Source organism: Paenibacillus sp. J31R109, assembly GCF_059692055.1.
The window spans coordinates 35,819-54,158 of the sequence record NZ_JCAUAR010000027.1; the positions used below are offsets into that span (position 1 = coordinate 35,819).

Annotated in this window: 21 protein-coding genes; 17 read left to right on the top strand and 4 right to left on the bottom strand. The window is 46.4% G+C overall.

The features are described from left to right. Positions 1 to 73: 73 nt before the first annotated feature. The 5 genes from AC58QT_RS33230 to AC58QT_RS33250 all read left to right on the top strand — a co-directional run bounded on the left by AC58QT_RS33230 (position 74) and on the right by AC58QT_RS33250 (position 4,951). Positions 74 to 1,474, top strand: a complete 1,401-nt coding sequence (locus AC58QT_RS33230; protein WP_497412725.1) for a spore germination protein — start codon at positions 74 to 76, stop codon at positions 1,472 to 1,474. Positions 1,475 to 1,494: 20 nt separating this feature from the next. Then, entirely contained in the window at positions 1,495 to 2,664 is a 1,170-nt protein-coding gene (locus AC58QT_RS33235; RefSeq protein ID WP_497412726.1) for a Ger(x)C family spore germination protein, read from the top strand. Between the two features lie 23 nt (positions 2,665 to 2,687). Then, the gene (locus tag AC58QT_RS33240) at positions 2,688 to 2,909 is read left to right on the top strand and encodes a hypothetical protein (protein ID WP_497412727.1); all 222 of its coding nucleotides are present in this window, start codon (positions 2,688 to 2,690) and stop codon (positions 2,907 to 2,909) included. A gap of 21 nt (positions 2,910 to 2,930) precedes the next feature. Next, positions 2,931 to 4,046 carry a GerAB/ArcD/ProY family transporter gene (locus tag AC58QT_RS33245; protein ID WP_497412728.1) on the top strand — a complete coding sequence of 372 codons (1,116 nt, stop codon included), beginning with the start codon at positions 2,931 to 2,933 and terminating at the stop codon, positions 4,044 to 4,046. Positions 4,047 to 4,117: 71 nt separating this feature from the next. Next, positions 4,118 to 4,951 (top strand): DUF2935 domain-containing protein, encoded by an 834-nt coding sequence (locus tag AC58QT_RS33250; protein ID WP_497412729.1) that lies wholly within the window; start codon positions 4,118 to 4,120, stop codon positions 4,949 to 4,951. Here AC58QT_RS33250 and AC58QT_RS33255 read toward each other — a convergent pair. Beyond that, positions 4,948 to 5,340, bottom strand: coding sequence for an acyl-CoA thioesterase (locus AC58QT_RS33255; RefSeq protein WP_497412730.1), 393 nt, complete (start codon positions 5,338 to 5,340; stop codon positions 4,948 to 4,950). The genes AC58QT_RS33250 and AC58QT_RS33255 overlap by 4 nt on opposite strands. A 208-nt stretch (positions 5,341 to 5,548) precedes the next feature. Here AC58QT_RS33255 and fumC point away from each other — a divergent pair, with 208 nt between their 5' ends. Further along, the gene (gene fumC / locus AC58QT_RS33260) at positions 5,549 to 6,937 is read left to right on the top strand and encodes a class II fumarate hydratase (protein ID WP_497412731.1); all 1,389 of its coding nucleotides are present in this window, start codon (positions 5,549 to 5,551) and stop codon (positions 6,935 to 6,937) included. A gap of 273 nt (positions 6,938 to 7,210) precedes the next feature. On the opposite strand, the gene AC58QT_RS33265 is transcribed toward fumC, so the two are convergent. Next, positions 7,211 to 7,624, bottom strand: coding sequence for a hypothetical protein (locus AC58QT_RS33265; protein ID WP_310501733.1), 414 nt, complete (start codon positions 7,622 to 7,624; stop codon positions 7,211 to 7,213). 41 nt (positions 7,625 to 7,665) lie between these two features. Next, a complete protein-coding gene (locus tag AC58QT_RS33270; protein ID WP_310501734.1) occupies positions 7,666 to 8,049 on the bottom strand; it encodes a YtxH domain-containing protein in 384 nt (127 codons plus the stop codon). A gap of 208 nt (positions 8,050 to 8,257) precedes the next feature. Between AC58QT_RS33270 and AC58QT_RS33275 the strand changes: the two genes are divergently transcribed. From AC58QT_RS33275 to rsbW (AC58QT_RS33300), 6 genes are all read left to right on the top strand, one after another. Then, complete coding sequence (locus AC58QT_RS33275) at positions 8,258 to 9,394, top strand: PP2C family protein-serine/threonine phosphatase (protein WP_497412732.1); 1,137 nt, start codon at positions 8,258 to 8,260, stop codon at positions 9,392 to 9,394. 121 nt (positions 9,395 to 9,515) lie between these two features. Then, the gene (gene glgB / locus AC58QT_RS33280; protein ID WP_497412733.1) at positions 9,516 to 11,417 is read left to right on the top strand and encodes a 1,4-alpha-glucan branching protein GlgB; all 1,902 of its coding nucleotides are present in this window, start codon (positions 9,516 to 9,518) and stop codon (positions 11,415 to 11,417) included. 7 nt (positions 11,418 to 11,424) lie between these two features. Next, a complete protein-coding gene (locus tag AC58QT_RS33285; protein WP_497412734.1) occupies positions 11,425 to 12,609 on the top strand; it encodes a glucose-1-phosphate adenylyltransferase in 1,185 nt (394 codons plus the stop codon). 61 nt (positions 12,610 to 12,670) lie between these two features. Then, positions 12,671 to 13,795: a glucose-1-phosphate adenylyltransferase subunit GlgD gene (gene glgD, locus AC58QT_RS33290; protein ID WP_497412735.1), complete on the top strand. Its 1,125-nt coding sequence runs from the start codon at positions 12,671 to 12,673 to the stop codon at positions 13,793 to 13,795. A 148-nt stretch (positions 13,796 to 13,943) separates the two neighbouring features. Next, a complete protein-coding gene (locus tag AC58QT_RS33295) occupies positions 13,944 to 14,276 on the top strand; it encodes an STAS domain-containing protein (protein WP_497412736.1) in 333 nt (110 codons plus the stop codon). Next, positions 14,273 to 14,707 carry an anti-sigma B factor RsbW gene (gene rsbW, locus AC58QT_RS33300; RefSeq protein WP_497412737.1) on the top strand — a complete coding sequence of 145 codons (435 nt, stop codon included), beginning with the start codon at positions 14,273 to 14,275 and terminating at the stop codon, positions 14,705 to 14,707. The genes AC58QT_RS33295 and rsbW (AC58QT_RS33300) overlap by 4 nt, the downstream gene beginning before the upstream one ends. A gap of 33 nt (positions 14,708 to 14,740) precedes the next feature. Here the strand turns inward: rsbW (AC58QT_RS33300) and AC58QT_RS33305 are convergent, their stop codons facing one another. Further along, complete coding sequence (locus tag AC58QT_RS33305; protein WP_497412738.1) at positions 14,741 to 15,199, bottom strand: Dps family protein; 459 nt, start codon at positions 15,197 to 15,199, stop codon at positions 14,741 to 14,743. Between the two features lie 172 nt (positions 15,200 to 15,371). On the opposite strand from AC58QT_RS33305, the gene AC58QT_RS33310 reads away from it, so the two are divergent. Genes AC58QT_RS33310 through AC58QT_RS33330 form a run of 5 tightly spaced genes read left to right on the top strand, consistent with a single transcriptional unit; the run spans position 15,372 to position 18,278 of the window. Continuing rightward, positions 15,372 to 15,830, top strand: coding sequence for a DUF948 domain-containing protein (locus AC58QT_RS33310; RefSeq protein WP_310501742.1), 459 nt, complete (start codon positions 15,372 to 15,374; stop codon positions 15,828 to 15,830). A 14-nt stretch (positions 15,831 to 15,844) separates the two neighbouring features. After that, on the top strand, positions 15,845 to 16,216 hold the full coding sequence (locus AC58QT_RS33315) for an STAS domain-containing protein (RefSeq protein ID WP_497412739.1): 372 nt from the start codon (positions 15,845 to 15,847) through the stop codon (positions 16,214 to 16,216). Further along, a complete protein-coding gene (gene rsbW / locus AC58QT_RS33320; protein ID WP_497412740.1) occupies positions 16,213 to 16,671 on the top strand; it encodes an anti-sigma B factor RsbW in 459 nt (152 codons plus the stop codon). Before AC58QT_RS33315 ends, rsbW (AC58QT_RS33320) begins: the two co-directional genes overlap by 4 nt. Then, the gene (locus AC58QT_RS33325) at positions 16,668 to 17,441 is read left to right on the top strand and encodes a sigma-70 family RNA polymerase sigma factor (RefSeq protein ID WP_497412741.1); all 774 of its coding nucleotides are present in this window, start codon (positions 16,668 to 16,670) and stop codon (positions 17,439 to 17,441) included. The genes rsbW (AC58QT_RS33320) and AC58QT_RS33325 overlap by 4 nt, the downstream gene beginning before the upstream one ends. A 12-nt stretch (positions 17,442 to 17,453) precedes the next feature. After that, positions 17,454 to 18,278 carry a PPK2 family polyphosphate kinase gene (locus AC58QT_RS33330; RefSeq protein ID WP_497412742.1) on the top strand — a complete coding sequence of 275 codons (825 nt, stop codon included), beginning with the start codon at positions 17,454 to 17,456 and terminating at the stop codon, positions 18,276 to 18,278. The last annotated feature ends 62 nt before the right edge of the window (positions 18,279 to 18,340 follow it).

Sequence of the window (18,340 nt, forward strand, 5' to 3'; positions counted from 1 at the left end):
AATTGATTCGCCATAGGATGCATAATTACATCCAAGTCAGAGGAAACTACTACCAAAAAGGAAGCCATGTTATATGGAATTGACGCAATGGATCCGTGAGAAGCTCCAAGATCGCTTGGATGTGATCTCGCAAAGGATTGAGCAAGACGACTTCATCTGCACAATTTACTATATGATGGATGCGATTGATTTGGAGATGCTGCAAACGCATGTACTGCGTAAGTTGCTGCAGCCCTATCCGGGACGCAGCGACGAGCGTCTCCATAGCATTTTCCAAAGTAACACGTTTTTTTCAGCTGCCTATAACGTTTCACATACGCCAGAAGAAGCGCTAGAAGGATTGTTTAACGGGTATGTCTTACTATGTATTTCTGGTGAGACGGCGGGCGTCGTATTCCCATTTCCTCAAAAAGCGAAGCGAGAAGTGAATGTCTCTGAGAATGAGAAGACGATTCGAGGGCCGAAGGAATCCTTTGTTGAAGATGTATCTACGAACTTGTCACTCATCCGTCAGCGCATCAAAAGCGATAATCTTGTTGTAGAGCAATTTATTATCGGAAGTGAATCACGTACAATCGTTCTTTTGCTCTATATGAAAGGTCGTTGTGACGCTGCACTGGTGCAGCAATTTCAAACGAAGCTTGGGGCAATTCGAACAGACCGCGTTCCAGATAGCAGCTTTCTTGAAGAGTTACTGGACGAAAGGCTCATATCGCCATTTCCGAAAATGCTGAATACAGAGAGACCGGATGTAGTGGTTTCTTCTTTATTTGAAGGACGCTTAGCGCTTTTGACAGACGGAACGCCAAGTAATTTGGTCGCCCCCGCGACCTTATTGTCGTTTATGCAGTCGGCAGAGGATTATTATCAGCGCTATTTTTACAGCAGCTGGATCCGTCTGCTCCGGTACATATTTTTTGCTGTCAGTCTGGTTCTGCCATCAGCGTATGTGGCCATTACGACCTTTCATCCAGAAATGCTCCCTTACAATATGTTGATTTCATTAGCTGCAAGCAGAGATATTGTTCCTTTTCCCGCGATCCTGGAGGCTCTCATTATGGAGGTTACGTTCGAGGTCATGCGAGAAGCGGGGCAGCGCATCCCTACAACGATGGGACAGACAATCTCTATTGTTGGGGCTATTGTCATAGGCGAAGCAGCCGTTCAGGCTGGCATCGTGAGTGCACCCATGGTCATTATCGTGGCTCTCACAGGGATTTCTTCCTTTGTTGTGCCGCATTTCTCACTTACCTTGACGGTTCGATTCCTACGGTTTGCGCTATTATTCATATCGGCGATATTTGGGCTTCTCGGACTATTGATTGGGGTCTTTTTTATTTATATTCATTTGTTGTCCATGGAGTCTTATGGCACACCGTATCTATCTCCGTTCATTCCTTTTAAGTCGGAACAGATGAGGGATGCCGCTGGCCGATTTCCTTGGACAAAATGGATGGGCAAGAAACGACCTTGATCCATCAAGGAGGGGCTGCAATGTTGCCAAAAATAAAGCGTATGATTGGCATGCTGGTGCTTATCACGGCGATTCCAATAGGATTAACAGGCTGCTGGTCCAAACAAGAGCTCAATGACCGAACCTTCGTATCAACGATGCTTGTTGATCTAAATGAGGATGGGCAGACGGAAGTCTCTACGTTATTCATGCTGCCGAACCGCATATCAAATGGACTCAATTCGAATAGTGTTAATCAAAAACCGTATGTATCGATTTCGGGCAAAGGCTCGGATGTCGCAGAAGCGCTCCAACATATTCAAGCGGAGTTACCTAGATCGGTTACGTGGGGACAAATGCAAGTTATCGTCATTGGCGATCGTTTTGCAAGGGCGGGCTTGACCCCTTTGTTGGATCATTTGATTCGTGCAACGGATTTCAGATTGCCCATCTATGTGTTTTATTTCAATGGCCTCGCCAGAAATTTAGCGAAGTTGGAATCTGTATTTGAACGTTTCCCCACTGAGATCTGGCGAGAATCAGCGCATACAAAGCGAGTTCCCCCAATCCGAATCCGAGACTTATTATATGCACAATGGAATAACTTGGGCGACTCATATATTCCAGAGTTAACTTTGCGTGATCTTAAGCTGCTGACAGAAGCCAAATCTGTGAAGTGGTCGGGGGTTGGAGGCGCAGCCATTTTGAAAAATGGCGCTGTTACAGGTCGATTTACGAATGATGAAGCGATGGGCATTTTAATGATGAAGAATCGGATTCCGGAGATGATCATTACGGGGGAACTCCCAGATAATAAGGGTGTTTTCAGCGCTAGACTCATTGATGTGAAGCATAGGACGCGAGCGATTCGCAACGGAGACAGGGTCACCTTTCAGGTAACTATTCAAGCAAGAGCAGATCTCATTTCCATTGAATCCAATATGAATTTAAACGCCCCAACGAATATTTCCATCGTGGAGAAGGCTGTGAGCAATCGTATTAGACATCTCATTCAATCTGCGAGTGAGAAGGCGCAAGACCACCAGGCCGATGTTTTTCAGTGGAGCGAATTAGTTAAATATAAATATCCTGGGATGTGGCAGGAATGGTCGGAAAATCCCCGCGAGATGATGTTTACACATACAGATCCTGAATTTCAAGTTCATGTGGTCTTGCGAAGCACGGGGATAAGCCGCTCAGCGAAACTTTGAATTCGAAAGGAGATCAGATTCCAATGTTCTATTTAATTCTGGGTATTGGTTGTATCCTGATCTATCAAATTTCGTTGCTTCGACGTCAATCTGCAAGCTCAAAAGAAAAGAGGCTTGCGCTGTCGGTTACTGGTGTCGCGTTTGTTTTTGGAGCCCTCAGTATTTTCTGGCCGGAGTGGGTAAATCCCAGTCATGCAATCCGTTTGCTATTTGAGCCGCTACAAAGCTTCATTGTTCAAAGATAGGCATTACAGGGAGGCGGCAAGGTGAAGCAACAAGGAACAGTGACAGGACTGCAGTTGGGGGCGATGACCTTTGTGTTCGTGTTTTCTACCACGATTGCCTTTCTCATTAGTCATCTTGCGGGTGCGGTCTCCTTTGACGGTGGATTGTGTATCGTACTTGCCGCGATTTTTGGAACAGCGATTGCAACGCTCAGCCTCAGGTTTGCTCTCCGCCAACCCTCCAACTATTTGGGTGAATACGGAGGGACTATCATAAACAAGTACCTTCACAAAGGTATTTTGTTTCTGATATCGTTCTTTTTTTTACATCTAGCCTCCTATATTCTGCGTGAGTTTACTGACTTCTTCATCCCAACTTATTTGCGGGAAACACCACCTGCTGCTGTTGGTGTACTGGTCATGGTTGCCGTTGCGTCTTTAACCCAATCTGGTGTTTCAACTGTTTTCAGATTCGCACAGGGGTGCTTTTTATTTATTGGCGTGTTGTTTGTATTCAAACCGTTATATTTTCTTACGGCAATGGATACACCCATGTGGTACGAGTTTACGCGTGTTCATGATTGGAAGGCACTGTGGGCACAAACGTATGCCATTATCCCGTGGTATGGGGAATTAATGATGTTCTCTTATATCATTCCAGAGCTAAATACCAATCAAAAAATCCGTAAAGTCATTTGGGTAGGATCCTTGGCGGGTACTTACATACTCCTTGTAGAATTTTTGTTAATAATGTTTTTTTTCGGACCTAAGCTTGCGGCTACGTTAGTATATCCTGCGTTAGAGCTTACGGGATTCCTGCATCTAGGCGACTTTCTACGCAATACTGATGCGCTTATTGTCTCGATCTGGTTCACAGGCTATTTCATTAAGCTAAGTATTATCTTTACGATAGGGACGCTGCTTTGCTCGCAAGCGCTGTCGCTAAGTACTTATAAACCAATTACATTCCCGCTGGCGGCCATTGTCGTCTCCATGTCCCTAATTTTAGCTAAAAACCCTGTAGAATTAGCGGGTTATTTTAATAGCAGCTGGGCAACTTTTGCCCTATTTATCGAGTGTTTGTTCTTTATCTATCCCCTTGTCTTCTGGATAAAAAACGGAAGAGCGCGTAGTAAGGGGCCAGCCCCGAAACCGTGAAGCGGTCTATGGCGCCGATTTCTTTCATACATTTTGAAGGAAAGAAAGGCGTGCGGAGGAGGGGGAACTGCATGACACAAGAAGTGCGAATCTCGTTGCAGGAGGAGCATTTATTTTGGCTGGAAGTGCTGGAAGATCATGCGCACTTTTTGAGGGATTATTTATCTCCAGTGGAAACGAAATGGTGGAAGGAAGCAGAGAAGTTCATTCCACAATTTCAAGATGCTCTTCGTCACGCGAAGGGGTTAGCACCGTCCGAGGGTGCAGATTCACCGACCATGCAAGCCTTCGCTAGAAGCGTGTACCCGCTTGCGGATGCTTATTGCAGACTAGAAGGGCATATGCAGCATTTAAGGCTGTGGAATCGTATTAACCTGAATCTGACGCCCTCTTACTTTAATGGAACCATTAATGAAAACAGAGAATATTTGCGGCAACTCTCGTACTGGATGCAAGGTGTTCCAGCGGCCCCGTTGAGACTAACCGAATTGTTGGATCTCTGGCTGGAGGATCAGCTTGGGCATGCTGTGCTGCTGAATGGGCTGCTGGACCCAGTGGAGATTCCACTTGGCGTAGAGACGGATAAGTTCGCTTCGCTTTTCTCGTCTTATATGACGAAAAATCGTGCCATGCAAGGTTATTTGCGTTTTACACCGCCTGGTTTCCCGGCGGAGATTCGATTCGCAAAGGAAGTACTGGGAACTGTAAAAAAATTCTATGATTTCGTACAGCGAATCGTCGTTCAATATCGAAATGACGAATTATTATCAAAATCGACACTTCGTTTTCTAGAACACCATTTTCCAGAATCCTGCTATTTCATGCGAAAACTCACGGTGTTCATACCGGATGCGCCGCCTCTCGGTCACTGCCCGTTAACGAAGTCATCTATGTTGAACGACTAAGCGAAGTATGCACGTAATGCCGCCGGGGCCTCCCGGCTTTTGCGCGTTGTACTGTCCATTGTCACGCTGGTTACAAGCGCATCTGCGCATAGTTCACCTTGTTGGTTACGAATTTCTTGCTGGAGGACATAGCTGGAATTGCCGATTTTCTCAGGGCGGCAGCTCACTGTCAAATGTTCGCCTTGCTTGCACTCCTTACGGTAATTGATGTTGATATTTACGGTCACGGTCTGCAAGCCTAGGGCACCAAAAGTCTCATAAGATAGCTCGCAGGCTTCATACCATTCTTCACGCCCCCATTCGAGGTACTCCAAATATTTGGCATTATTTACATGGCCGTTCACATCAATCTCCGTGGAACGGACAATGATCGCTAATTTCGTTTCCATAGACGATAGTCTCCTTTCATAAATGACCCTGTCTCTAACAGGGGTAGTCTCTGTATTCCTCATTATAGCTCTAGCTTCTGCTAGTTAACCAGTTGCGACTCATAAGCCTCCCAAATGCGGGGAAACTATATGAGGATTGTTAGATGTTGTTAAAGCGTGGGTATTATTCCTTACGATTCAGATTATGGACAGATAGAGGAGGGTATGTATGACGCAAGAATATCGGATAGAACGGGATACCATGGGGGAAATCAGGGTACCTGTGGATAAGTTGTGGGGGGCACAGACCCAGCGCAGCTTCGAGAATTTCAAAATTGGTACCGAGCGAATGCCGGTGAGGCTGATTAGTGCTTTTGCGCTCCTCAAAAAGGCAGCCGCTCACGTTAACCGTGACCTCGGCGGATTGCCGCCTGAAAAGGCAGAGGCCATCTCACAAGCGGCTGACGAAATCGTACAAGGCCTCTGGAACGATGAGTTTCCGCTTGTCGTCTGGCAGACGGGCAGCGGCACGCAGTCCAACATGAACGTCAACGAGGTGATCGCCCATCGTGGCAATGAACTGATCGGGGAGGGCGCTTCGCGCATCCATCCCAACGATGATGTGAATCGTTCGCAGAGCTCGAACGATACATTCCCGACGGCGATGCACGTTGCTGGCGTCATCGCCGTAGAGCAAGAACTGCTGCCTGCGCTAGAACTGCTGCAGGCAACGCTGTACACCAAGATGTCGGCCTTCGCCGACATCGTCAAGATCGGCCGTACCCACCTGCAGGACGCGACCCCGCTGACGCTGGGTCAGGAGATTAGCGGCTGGTGGGCCATGTTGGAGCAGACGGCGCGTATGGTACGCAGCGCCGTAGACACGATGCGCGAGCTCGCGATCGGCGGGACCGCCGTCGGGACGGGGCTGAACGCGCATCCCGAGTTCGGCGCCCGCGTCGCCGAAGCCCTGACTCGCGAGACGGGCACGCGCTTCGTCTCGGCGGAGAACAAGTATCATGCGCTGACCAGCCATGATCAGATCGTTTACGCCCACGGTGCGCTTAAAGCACTGGCGGCGAACTTAATGAAGATAGCCAACGATGTGCGGTGGCTATCGAGCGGACCCCGCTGCGGAATCGGTGAAATCACGATTCCAGAGAACGAGCCCGGCAGCTCGATTATGCCGGGCAAGGTCAACCCCACGCAGAGCGAAGCGATGACGATGGTCGTGTGCCAGGTGATGGGCAACGATGCGTCCATCGGCTTCGCCGCTAGCCAAGGCAATTTCGAGCTGAACGTGTTCAAGCCCGTCATCATCCACAACTTCCTGCAGTCTGTACGACTGCTGGCGGATAGCATGCGCTCGTTCAACGACCATTGCCTCGCAGGCATGGAACCGAATCGCGCGGTGATTCAGCGCAATCTGGAGCAATCGCTCATGCTGGTAACGGCACTCAACCCGTATATCGGGTATGAGAAGGCAGCCAGCATTGCGAAGCAAGCGCATAAGGAAGGGCTGACATTGAAGGAGTCAGCTGTGCGCAGCGGATATTTGACGGCTGAGCAATTCGACAGTTACGTGAAGCCAGCGGATATGGTCCATCCGAAGGCTTAAAGAAGAGTCGGCCCTGCTAGGGAAGGCAACTATCTGTACTATCCCGTTGGCTCAGATGTGCTCGCATGGAAGAGCGTCTGAGCCAACGGGATAGTGTCTATATCTGGCGAGGTATTGACCTTGGGTGTAGGTAGTGGCTGGTTTGAGGTTGGGTAAAGAAAAGGCTGTTTCAAAAAGTCAAAATTGACTTTTGAAACAGCCTCTTCGTCTATCATCGCAAATCTCCGATGTTCCCTCTATCTCCCAATAACTCTCTATTTATCTGAACTATGCTTACTGAATCGGATCCGGAATCATATCCCGTTCCAATAACTCACTATTGGTTTTCATATGCTTCATTTCATTCCCGAGCTTCTTCATCTCGCCCATATCTTGAGCCATAGAGCCATTGTTGGCTTCTTCCAGTGATTTACCAGAGGATCCGTTACAGATCTGTTCTAGCTCAATTAATTTATCCAGCGCAGCTCGTCGGACTTGAAGGGGAACGAATTGGTTGTCTGCGAAATCGGCCTCATGGAAATGCACGGTCGTACTCCCATGCTCTGAAGTTAACGTGGTCAAAGTTAATGGATAGGAAGCTGAGGTAGCGTCATGATAAATATCAAATTTATAAACGGATTTCTCCAAGTATTCGATACGTTCCAACCCGAGATCCGTTAATTGATGATGCAGGGCATGTTTGTCCATCGTGTACAACTCCTTTTTAAGCATTTCAATGTTAGGATGAGCTAGTGTTGATTGTTTTGAAACGTTGTTTTGGCAGCTTGTATAGAGTCGGAGACGAGTTGCTTATTTTCTTTTGCTGTGTCTACAAGGTGCGTGGCTTTATCAGTTACTTTGGTTACCATATCTTCTGTTTTATCGCTAACGGTGGAAACGATATCGTCTGTTTTATCACTCACTTTGGAGACAACCTCTTCGGTCTTATTGCTTAAAGTGGAGGCAATCTGGCTTGATTTGTCCAGCCAAGTTTGATAAGTGCTCCAGAGGTCTTTGCGCAACTTCTCCCCCGCTTTAGGAGCCATTAACAATGAGGTGACCGCACCTACCGCGCCTCCAAGCAATAATCCTACGAAAAATCCGCCTTTGTTTGTTTCGACTGCTTCACTCATGAGTCATCTCTCCTTTAAATTAGGTAGTTGTTGATTCGGCTTATACAGGGATATACCCGTCTGAGCTCTTTTTGAAACAAGTGGAGGGGCGCATATTTGAAATTCTTTATAGGAATGATTGAATAGTTGGCAGTAGGGTATTAGGATAGTAAGGTAAACTACTTACATACGTGTTGTGATTTTTGTTTACCCGAAAGGGGTTATAGGGATGAGTATTGTCATTGTAGACGATAACGCAACGAATTTATTAATCATTGAAAAAATTTTGCTGAAGGCGGGTTATACCGATTTAGTGCTGGTTTCATCCGCTAAAGAGCTATATCAAGTGCTAAATATGGAATCAACAAGTGAAGCTGAAGTGCCTGTCGATTTAATTCTCATGGATATGATGATGCCTGAAATTGACGGCGTAGAGGCTTGTCGGACGATTCAGGCGGAGGAGCGACTGAAGGATATTCCGATTATTTTCGTCACGGCAATGGGGGATTCCAATAAACTGGCTGAAGCGCTGGATGCCGGAGCCTTGGACTATGTCATGAAGCCAATCAATAAGGTGGAACTTCTCGCTCGCATTCGTTCGACGTTGCGATTGAAATACGAGAAAGACTGGCATAAAGAGCGCGATAAACGGATCAAATATGAATTAGCCCTAGCCATGCAAGTCCAGCTTAGTGTACTTAGCAGCCCTCTGAGGGATGATGGCATTCAGATTTCAGCGGTGTACAAGCCATCCTCGGAGCTGGCCGGGGACTTCTATGCTTGGTATCCGATCGCTCCGAATCGGTATGGCATTATTTTACTGGATATGATGGGTCATGGGATTTCGTCCTCATTGGTATGTATGTACATTTACTCTGCCTTGAAGGATACCATTACGAACATTTGCGATCCGGAAGGTGTCATGCAAGAGCTTAATCGGCGAATGAACCAGCTGCATAGATCCGATAATTTAATCAATTATTACTTTACGGCGATCTATATGGTACTGGACACGGAAAGCCGCACGATTGAATATGTGAATGCGGGTCATCCGGCTGGTATTGCCATTTTGGATGGCGAAGTGAAGCTGCTGACCGAAGGCAGCTGTGCGATTGGTTTTTTTGAAGGAATTGAAATGAACAAAGGGTTAATTTCTTACCAAAAAGAAGCTCGCATCGCCTTATTCACCGATGGTTTGACCGAATGGCTCGATAAGGAGGAGTCGGACGGGGTGACTCAAATTATGGCGGGTATGAAGGCTTCGACCTCTCATGATCCTGATCAGCTGATAGAGCGCATCTATCCGTATGATAAAATAGGTTCTCCTCAAGACGACATGTGTTTGGTCATGGTAACTGTTTCATAATTTGCAACAATACGCGCAAGTTTTTTCCTCTAAGGGGAAGAAACTTGCGCGTTTGTTGTTTCAATCCTCCATTAGCTGTGTAATAAGGAGTATTATATCAGGCATGCTGGGAGGAAAATGGATGACAATGACGTCTGTGGTCGATTCAGAGGACTTGTATTTATGGCATGAGGGAACACAATATCAGTGCTATCATTTTCTCGGTTCTCATCTAGAGGAACGAAGTGGCCAACGTGGTGTTCATTTTGCTGTGTGGGCGCCGAATGCGAAGCAAGTGAACGTAACTGGCAGCTTTAATGGATGGGATGGCAGTGGGCACCCGATGTCTCGGCAAGAGGGCGTGTGGACGCTATTTATACCGGAACTGACGGAAGGTACTTTATATAAATACGAAGTGATCACTGAGCAGGGCGATTGTTATCTGAAAAGCGATCCGATGGCCTTCCATTCCGAGCTTCGCCCGGGCACTGCTTCTATCGTTACGTCCCTTGAAGGATATGAATGGGAGGATGAGGATTGGCAGGCGAACAAGTCGGATCAGTTGCAGCAGCAGCCGTTACTCATTTACGAGGTTCATTTGGGCAGCTGGAAGCGGAAGGAAGACGGCGGTTTCTACACGTATGTTGAGCTAGCGGACGAGCTCATTGATTATGTGCGGGACCGTGGCTATACCCATATTGAAATTATGCCGCTCGGGGAACATCCGTTGGACGCCTCGTGGGGCTATCAGGTAACGGGTTACTTTTCCGTAACAAGCCGTTATGGGTCGCCGAAGGATTTCATGTACTTCGTGGATCGCTGTCATCAGCAAGGCATTGGCGTCATTATGGATTGGGTGCCAGCTCATTTCTGCAAAGACGCTCATGGTTTGGCTCGATTTGATGGGACACCCCTTTATGAATACGCTGACATTCAGAAAAGCGAGAACCTCACGTGGGGAACGAGTGTATTCGACTATGGGAAGCCAGAAGTGTTGAGTTTTCTCATCACGAATGCCTTATTCTGGATGGATGTGTATCATGTGGATGGCTTACGTGTTGATGCGGTTTCTAGTCTATTAACGTTGAATTTCGATGAGCGAAAGGAGGTTCGTATCACCAATGAGTATGGCGGGGATGAGAACTTGGAGGGCATAGCCTTCCTGCAGAAGCTGAATGCAGTTGTTTTCGCGCGATATCCGAACGCGCTGATGATTGCGGAGGATTCAAGTTCATTCCCAGGTGTTACGAGTCCTGTAGCTAACGGAGGTCTAGGTTTTAATTACAAATGGGATCTAGGCTATACCTGGCGCACACTTGAATATGAGAAGAAAAGTGAAGAAGAGCGCAGCGCGGGGGAAGACCAAATGGCACAGTCGCTGCTTAACATTGGGGATGAGCACTTTATTCTCCCCTTTTCACACGACGAAATGGCGAATGAATCTAGATCGTTACTTGGCAAAATGTCAGGAAAGGATGATTGGCAGCGCTTTGCTAATCTACGCGTACTCTATATGTTCACGATGGGCCATCCAGGTAAAAAACTGACCTTCATGGGCAATGAATTCGGTCAGATGGATGACTGGAACTGGGATGACACGTTGGAATGGCAGCTGCTGGACTATGAAGAACACCAGCAATTTGCACATTTTGTTACACAAATGAACCATTTCTACAAATCGAAGCCAGCCTTATGGAAACAGGATTATAAACCGCTTGGCTTTGAATGGATGGGGACTGACGATCAAAGTGATGGCATCGTAACCTTCTATCGGAAAACAGGTGATGAGGAAAACGAGCAGTTAGTCATTGTTTGCAATTTTAAATCGGTGGCACAGGAAGGTTATCGACTTGGTATTTCAATGCCAGGACGGTACCGAGAAATATTTAATAGTGATAACTCCGAATTCGGTGGTTCAGGCGTAGGCAACGCAAGTGAGCTGAACACGGAAGAGTGGTTCTGCCAGAATCGACCGAACAGCATGGTGGTTAATATGCCACCGCTAGCAGCCGTAATTTTCGAATATATTCCCTCGAAAGGATGAGATAACGATGATGAAGCAGGAATGTGTAGCTATGCTATTAGCAGGTGGGGAAGGGACTAGACTGGGTCCATTAACGAAGAATAACGCCAAACCAGCTGTTCATTTTGGAGGGAAATATCGAATTATTGATTTTACGTTGAGCAACTGCCGCCATTCCGGGATTAACACAATTGGTGTTCTGACACAATATAAGCCAGCTGTGTTAAACGCCCATATCAGCAACGGAGAAGCATGGGGTATGACGAGTGAGCGCACGGGAATTTCGCTGCTGGAAAGGCAGGTTGGGGCGCCTAATGCCTACTCAGGTACGGCGGATGCGATACATCAAAATGCCTCTTTCTTACGAGCGTATGACCCCGAATATGTTCTGATTATTTCTGGAGATCACATCTATAACATGGACTATAGAGAATTACTGGCCCATCACAAGAAATCCGGCGCTGTAGCTACGATTGCAGTTACACCGGTCAAAATGGAAGAGGCGAGCCGCTTCGGAATTATGAGCACGGACGAGGACGATCGTATTACTGGTTTTAGCGAGAAACCGCGCAATCCGATAAGCAATTTGGCGTCCATGGGCGTATATCTATTTAACTGGGATGTCCTCCAGACATGCCTGGAAGAGGATGCGAATGACGAAACATCGAATCATGATTTTGGTCAAAATATTATCCCAGGACTGCTGCAAGCAGGTGCTCACTTATCGGCTTTTCCTTATGAGGGCTATTGGAAAGATGTCGGTACGATCGAAAGTTTGTGGGAATCTCATATGGATTTACTGGGATATAACCCCCATTTGCAAATCAATAGTGAGCAGTGGCCTCTGTTAACGCCGAAACGAGAGTATACCAAAGGTTATGTGGCTTTAACAGCTAGAGTGAATAATGCCTTGATTGGCGACAGCTGCCAGATTGAAGGAAGTGTTAGTCATTCGGTTATTTCCGAAGGTGTTCGGGTTGGCGAGGGCAGCAGGGTGATGAACAGTATCATCATGCCGGGCGTAAGCATCGGTAAAAATGCACTTATCCTCAATGCGATCGTGGGGGAAGGAGCCGTCATCAAAGATGGCGCCATTGTTGGCAAGCCTGGAAGCGATAGCATCTCTGTGATTGCTGAGAAAACGGTGGTTGGACGTCACTATCCAGCGACAATCCCTGTCAAACTGACGAATACGAGGGTGAATTTCGGCTAAAGCAACCCCTAATTGAATGCTTACGATGTAAGTGGTGCTAAATGTGAAGGAGGAGCTCATCATGAAAAATGTTCTTGGCATGATCAACCTCATGAATGAACAGGATGACTTATCGACATTGACACGTAATCGTTGTGTGGGTGCGGTGCCTTTTGCAGGTCGGTATCGGTTAGTTGATTTTGCGCTTTCCAACATGAGCAATTCGGGCATTCAGAAGGTGTTGCTTCTTGCTAGCCCCAAGGCGGATTCGCTATTGGAACACGTTGGCGACGGCCAGCATTGGGGGTTAACAGGAGCTGAAGGCGGTGTTTCCATCCTTGCGCCTGCAATAACCCGGCTGTCCCAGGAGGGTGACTTGTATCATTTGTACAGTCATCTCGAGGAATTAAAGGCTTGCACAGAGGAGTACGTGTTACTGGCGCCAAGCAGTGTAATTTATCGGATAAATTTCGAGAATATGGTCGATTACCATAGGAGCAGCGGGGCAGACATTACGCTGCTCTATCAGCACGTTGCGGAGATTGACCGTGATGCTCATATCGGTAAAGCGTTCAACCTGGAGATGAACGAGCAAGGTCGCGTGATTAGCGTTTCACACGTCTATCATGAACTCCCAACGTTGACGCCGCATCGTATCGATTTAGAAACGATGGTGTTGTCCAGGAAGCTGTTGGTTCATATCATTGAACAGAGCGTCGAGCGGGGCTATCACGGGTACCTGAAGGACATGATCTATGCGCATCTGGTAGACCTGCATGTTCAGGGCTATGCTAATCATGGTTATGTAGCCATCATGGATTCCATTGAAAGTTATTATGCGCACAGTATGAGGCTCTTGCAACCGCAAGGGTGGAAGGAATTTATGATGAATAAGGAATCTGTGTACACGTGCAAAGAAGAGGAGTTTGACATTGATTGCCATGAGGCCTCGTTAATTCGTAATTCTTTTCTGGGTCCAGGCTGCCGAATTGAAGGCTACGTGGAAAACAGTATTTTGTTCCCAGGTGTGACCGTGAGCCGAGGGGCCAGCGTAAGAAATAGTGTCATCATGCAGGACTGTGCCATCGAATCTAGAGTGTATTTGGATTACGTCATATTGGACAAACAGGTAGTTGTCGAGCAAGGGGCCGTGCTTTGCGGAGAGCTTACTCATCCCTTTGTTGCTGAAAAAAAGGGCATCATGTAAGAAGAAAGATGCCACTTAACTGCTGGCCCCCTAGGGAAAGCCAGCTTACAGGTATGTTCAGGTGAAGGCTTCTATACAAGTGAACTTGTATAAAAGCTGGAGCCTTGTTACTATTTAGGTAATGACTTTAACTAAAGGAGTGTGGCTCATGTCTGCAGAAAAGTTCCAGGTTGAACAAGTAGAACTAGAGAAATCGATCCAGCTTCATATCAGTGGCGAGTTAGATTTGGCAGCAGCTCAAACGTTTCGTCAAGCACTCGAGGCCGTTGTTCACCGAGAGGATAAGGCGTTAATCCTTAATTTAAGTCAACTCAGATATATTGATAGTACAGGTATTGGGATTGTTGTTTCCGCTTTGAAAATTAGAGATGAGTTGAAGATGCCATTGGCCGTGCATCATATTCCATCCACAATTCGCAAACTTTTCGATTTAACGGGTATTTCGGGATTCCTTAACGAAGGGATCGAAGGCAGCGCATGAGTGTAATTCGCTTACAAATTCCGGCATCGGCAGAATATTTGGATTTAGTAAGACTGAGTCTATACGGCGTTGCCTCTAAGATGGGATTTTCTTATGAGGATATCGAAGATTTAAAAGTAGCAGTTTCTGAGGCGTGCAATAATGCGATTCTGCATGGTGAGCCGCAGATTGGCAACGGCCAAATTGAGATTAGTTATGAGTTTGGCGAAGGGTTCTTACGGGTAAAAGTGAAGGATGATGGTACTGGTTATGAGACTCACGACCCCAATAGGCAGACAGGACCGTTCTCGGGTACTTCGCCAAGTGAGTTGCAAACCGGTGGTCTAGGCATTTACCTTATGCAGGCTTTAATGGATGAAGTCGAGATCGATACGCAAGATGGGACAGAGGTTACGCTTGTTAAATATGTGCATACAAAAACCACGGATTGACGGGTTAACCGCCATTCCGTGGTTTTTATATTTTTAATTACCTAGATACGCTTCCAACATCCAGTTATGTTTCTCCAACGATGAGCGAATGCTAATCAGCATATCAGCGGACGGTTGATCCTTGTTCTCTTCAGCCAACTCAATGCCTTCAGTGAGTTCGGCACAAACTGCGGTGAAATCGTTGTAAATCTGCTTAACCATTTCCTCCGCCGACTCCATGTTCTTCGCTTCTTTAACGGAAGCTAGTTGTAGCTGTTCTTGTAAAGTAGCTGTTGGCTTAGCGCGAAGGGAAAGCATTCGCTCCGCAATGACGTCCAAATGGAGCCCAGCCTCGGTATAAAGCTCCTCAAATTTAATATGTAAGGTAAAGAAATTCTCACCTTTCACATACCAATGAAAATGATGCAGCTTCATATAGAGAACCGAGAAGTTGGCGACTTGCTTATCCAGCAGGTTAGTAATTGGACTTGCTTTCGTAGCTAATTTGACCATTGTAATCCCTCCATTGTTCATTCTGTAAAGCAAATTGGTGTATAGCATGAAATACCCCGGCTAGTTCGATTTGAAACACGAATGGTGAAATAATAATTTTGAAAAATAAGGGTGTTTCAAACCCAAACGATTGGGGTACTACTTAATAACTAAGCCGTCAGGGGGGATTCAAATGTTAGTTCAAATTAGTGCCATTATTGCTGCGGTAGCTTTCGTGTTTCTCGTGTTTTATTTGATTCAAACGTTAAAATCACTCAAACATTCGCTTGATGAAATAACGAGTACAATGGCTCAAATGAAGAATGAAGTAACTGAGATTACGTCAGATGTGAAGGATGTTATTCTCAATACGAATGAGATGGCCATCGACGTGCGAGTGAAACTAGCGAAACTCAACAGTTTGTTCAGCTCCGTGAGTGACGTCGGCCAAGTGATGAAAGAATTAACAACCTCTGTCAAGCAATCCGCTTCAGGCTTGATTTCTGCTGTGAAACAAACAGGGATACCAAGCGAAGCGCCCAAGATCGTCTCCAAATGGAAGACGCTGTTACAAGGAGCTGCAATGTCCATTGAGATGTGGCAGCAAATCAGATCCAAAAAAACAACTTCGCATGCTAGCCGTGTCAAATAGAGAGGGGTCATCACGTGAACGCTATACGTAAATTTTTTGTCTATAAACATTCGAATGGAAATGAGAATACGATATACTTAAGTGGAGAACTCGATTTATCTGCAGCGCCTGAGTTGGCTGTTGTGTTAGATTCGGTTGTCAACAAGTATGATGAGGCATTAACCTTAGATTTGAAGGAATTACGCTATATTGATAGTACGGGAATCGGAATGTTTGTCTCTGTTCTTAAGATTAGAGCGGCCATGCAGGCACCTCTTCGTATCCACCACGTTCCGGCCAAAATTCAGCGATTGTTTGAGCTAACTGGTATTGCCCGTTATTTAGTAGACAATGGTCGTTTAGATCAATCCGAGCGTGTAACAGAAAGGAAAGAAGAGATCATATGAGCCCATACATCGGACTGACGATACCCGCCAAAGCAGACTATTTAGACATTGTGAGATTAACGTTATATGGTGTTGCCACCAAAGCAGGCTTCGCCTTTGAAGATATTGAAGATATGAAAGTGGCTGTAGCCGAGGCATGTAATAATGCAATCTTGCATGCTTATGAAGAGGAACAGTCAGGAAACATAGAACTTCAATTTGAATGCAGTAACGGATTCATGAAAATATCAGTCAAAGATGAAGGCCGCAGCTTTCATTATGTGCAAACCAACCATGACGACGCGAGTCTGCATAATAAATCAATTAGCGAAGCCGATATTGGCGGTTTAGGCCTCTTTCTGATGCAAGCGCTGATGGATGAGGTGCAGGTACTGACACACACAGGTAAGGGAACCGAAATTATACTCACGAAACAGTTGGCAGGGCAGGCGAGTAGAAAAGAGGAACTGGTATGAATGCTAAGGCATCTTCCGCTACCTCCAAGCCCTTATACGAAATGTATTCCAAAATGAAGATATACAAAGAAACAGCATGTGAAGAGGCGGCTACGGCATTGCTGCTGCACTACGAACCTATCGTTCGTATGGCAGCCGGCAAAATGTCGCGAAGCCGCCCAGATCTATATGAAGATCTCTTTCAAGTTGGGCAAATGTCGATGTTGCGATTATTTAAGCAGTATGACAGCACGATGGACATTCCCTTCGAAGCGTATGCGATGAAATGTGTGATTGGCCATCTCAAAAACTACCTTCGTGACAAATCTTGGTACATACAGGTTCCCAGACGTATTAAGGAGAAGGGTTCACAAGTTCAACGAGCATTAGATGAATTGACGGTTAAGCTGGAACGTTCACCGAATGTCGATGAAATTGCTGCATACCTGGAGTTGAGCCCAGAGGAAACGATAGAGATTTTAGCTGGGCGCGACTATTATCATTACACTTCGCTCGACACCCCTCTTGCAACGGAGGGTGACAGTGCAACCATTGGAGATATGATTGCTGGGACAACGAATGAGTATGCCGCGCTTGAGAGGCAGATGGATCTAGAAGAGGCGATGAGCTGTTTGAAGGAAGAAGAGCGCCGTATCATTGCCTTGATCTATCACGAAGGCTACTCTCAAAGGCATATCGCGGACCAGCTTGGTATTTCTCAGATGAGTGTTTCACGCATTCAGAAACGTGCCATGACAAAGTTAAAGGCTGTCTTATCACAGCAGACATAAAGGAGGCTTTATATGCCTTATCGTCATTTTCGGTTGGATTCGGATAAGAAGACGCGGCTAGCCAACATAGACCCCGATGAAACGGAAGGCCTACATGACCGAGAAGAGGCGGAGTCCCAGATGGAACGACTTGCCGAGCGTCTGCAAGAACTGCAGGACATCCTCTACGCTCAGAAACAGCTCTCCGTCCTATTTGTCATCCAAGGGATGGACTGCAGTGGGAAGGACGGGGTTGTGAAACATGCGCTTGGCGGATTACATCCGCAAGGCTTTGAAGTTCACAGCTTCCGGACGCCTACGGAAGAAGAGGCTGCTCATGATTTTTTGTGGCGAGCGCATAAAATCGTACCTGCCAAGGGGATGATTGGCGCGTTTATTCGTTCGTACTATGAAGATGTTCTCATAACGAGAGTCCATGGTATGGTTACAGATTCTGAGGCAAAGCGCAGATTCAAGCAAATTAACCAATTTGAGAAATTACTAGAGAGCAGCGGTGTTAAAATCGTTAAGATTTTTTTGCATATCTCCAAGGATTTTCAGCTAGCCAAGCTGAAGAATCGACTGATGGATCCGACAAAGCACTGGAAATTTGACAAAAATGATTTGGTTGAACGTGAGTCATGGAAGGCGTATGAACAAGCTTACGAAGCTGTGTTTAAAAGTTGTAGTTCGGCTACCGCTCCCTGGTATGTTGTTCCTGCGAATCACAGGTGGTACCGAGATTGGGCGGTGCTGCAAATTGCTGTACACGCGTTAGAAAGCATGAGCTTGGCCTACCCCGATTCCTCCCCAGAACTAGAACAGCTGCTGGTAAAAATTTCATCAGAAACACATTAATTACATTCTAGCTACCGCGTTGATGTGGTATAGTAGATTTGCAGTATGTTTACATAATATGC